Raw genomic sequence first — 1,885 nt, forward strand, 5'->3', positions numbered from 1 at the left:
GCTGGTCATCACCGGCCGCTGCGCCCACCCGGAGGTCATCGTCCTCGCCGACCTGGTCTCCGAGGTGTTGGAGATAAAGCACCCCTACCGGGCGGGGCTGGAAGCCCGGGAGGGCGTCGAATACTGATGCCGCGAGAGATAGACCTCCAGGAACTGCTGGAACGGTTTTCCGCCGGGCAGGACGCGGCCCTGGCCCGGGTCATTTCGGTCATCGAGGACGAGCGCGACGGTTACGAGGGTCTGCTCAACACGCTTTACCCCCTCTCCCGGCAACGGATGCGCCTGGGTATCACCGGACCTCCCGGGGCCGGCAAGTCAACGCTGGTCGGACGGCTGACCGCGAGGATGGCCCGGGGCGGTGAGACGGTGGGGATCATCGCCGTGGACCCCACCAGCCCCTTCACCGGCGGCGCCCTCCTGGGGGACCGCATACGCATGGACGACGTCGGCAACCTGCCCGGCGTCTTCATCCGCTCCATGGGCACCCGGGGATCCCTGGGCGGCCTCTCCCGTGCCACGCGGGAGGTCGCCATGGCCATGGACGCCTTCGGCAAGGACCGTATAATCATCGAGACGGTGGGGGTGGGGCAGTCGGAGCTGGACATCGCCGGCACCGCCGACACCACCGTCGTGGTCCTGGTCCCGGAGTCGGGCGACGGCGTCCAGGCGATGAAGGCGGGGCTCCTGGAAATCGCCGACGTCATCGTCATCAACAAGGCGGACCGCGAGGGGGCCAAGAGGATTCTCCGCGAAATCTCCGCCATGCTGGAGCTCAAGCCCGCCGGCGGGAACGACTGGCGGGTGCCAGTGCTGGAGACAGTCGCCCGGGACGACGTCGGCGTGGAGGAGGTCCTGCGCGCCGTGGACGACCACCGGCTCTTTATGGAGAAGAGCGGCCTGGCCGAGGAACGTCGCCGCGACCGCGCCCACGGGGAGCTCCGGGAGATTATCGAGCGCGAGATTTTAGGCCAGGTCCTGGGCGCCGACGCGATCGAAAAAACCCTCGACGACGCCGTCGAGCGAATCCTAACCAGCCGCTCCACCCCCTACCACGAGGCGGAGCAGATCATCGAGCGATTGAACGTAGGTCGGCTGAACCAGAACTGAAAACCCCCACCACGAAAGGTGCGGAGATGCTCTACAACTGGGTTCCGGAGCAGCAGGAAGTACGGGACAGGGTTAAGGCGTTCTGCGAGGAGCACGTGGTTCCTTTCTCACAGCAATGGGACCGCCGTCCCCCCGAGTTTCCCGAGGAGATTTTCCAGAAGATGGCCAAGGAGGGCTTCGTCGGATTTCCCAGCGCCAAGGAGTATGGCGGAAGGGGAGAGCCTAAAATCCGCTACGCCACCCTGATCGAGGAGATGAGCAAATACGACGGTGCCGTGGGCATCGTGATGGCCGTCGCGGTCCTGGCCTCCTACCCCATCGAGAAGTTCGGCACCGAGGAGCAGAAGCGGAAGTACCTCCCCCCCATGGCGAAGGGAACGATCAAGGGCGCCTTCGCCCTCACCGAGCCCGAAGCCGGCTCCGACGCCGCCAGCCAGCGCACCACCGCCCTGGACAAGGGCGACCACTACCTTTTGAACGGGGAGAAGATATTCATCACCTCGGGCAACGTGGCCGACGTAATCGTGGTCATCTGCCGCGTCCTGGAGGACGAGAACCAACCCCTGGAGAAGGGCAAGGTCAGCGCCCTCATCTTCGACAACAAGAAGGACCCGGGGTACTCCGCCGAGACCATCAAGTTTAAGATGGGCATCCGCGCCTCCACCACGGGCCGACTCTACTTCAAGAACGTGAAGATCCCCAAGGAAAACCTGTTGGGGCCGTTGGGCAAGGGCTTCCGCGTGACCATGGCTACCCTGGACTCGGCCCGCATCGGCGT

The 1,885-nt window shown here is 65.2% G+C and carries 3 protein-coding genes; all 3 read left to right on the top strand.

Translation table 11 applies throughout. The annotated features are described in order from the left end of the window. A partial coding sequence (locus NTW26_01585; protein ID MCX7020964.1) for a cob(I)yrinic acid a,c-diamide adenosyltransferase occupies positions 1–127 on the top strand: 127 nt, incomplete at its 5' end. Continuing rightward, the gene (gene meaB / locus NTW26_01590) at positions 127–1,107 is read left to right on the top strand and encodes a methylmalonyl Co-A mutase-associated GTPase MeaB (GenBank protein ID MCX7020965.1); all 981 of its coding nucleotides are present in this window, start codon (positions 127–129) and stop codon (positions 1,105–1,107) included. The genes NTW26_01585 and meaB, both read left to right, overlap by 1 nt. 26 nt (positions 1,108–1,133) lie before the next feature. Beyond that, a partial coding sequence (locus tag NTW26_01595; GenBank protein ID MCX7020966.1) for an acyl-CoA dehydrogenase family protein occupies positions 1,134–1,885 on the top strand: 752 nt, incomplete at its 3' end.

Source organism: bacterium (genome assembly GCA_026398675.1).
Classification (GTDB): domain Bacteria; phylum RBG-13-66-14; class RBG-13-66-14; order RBG-13-66-14; family RBG-13-66-14; genus RBG-13-66-14.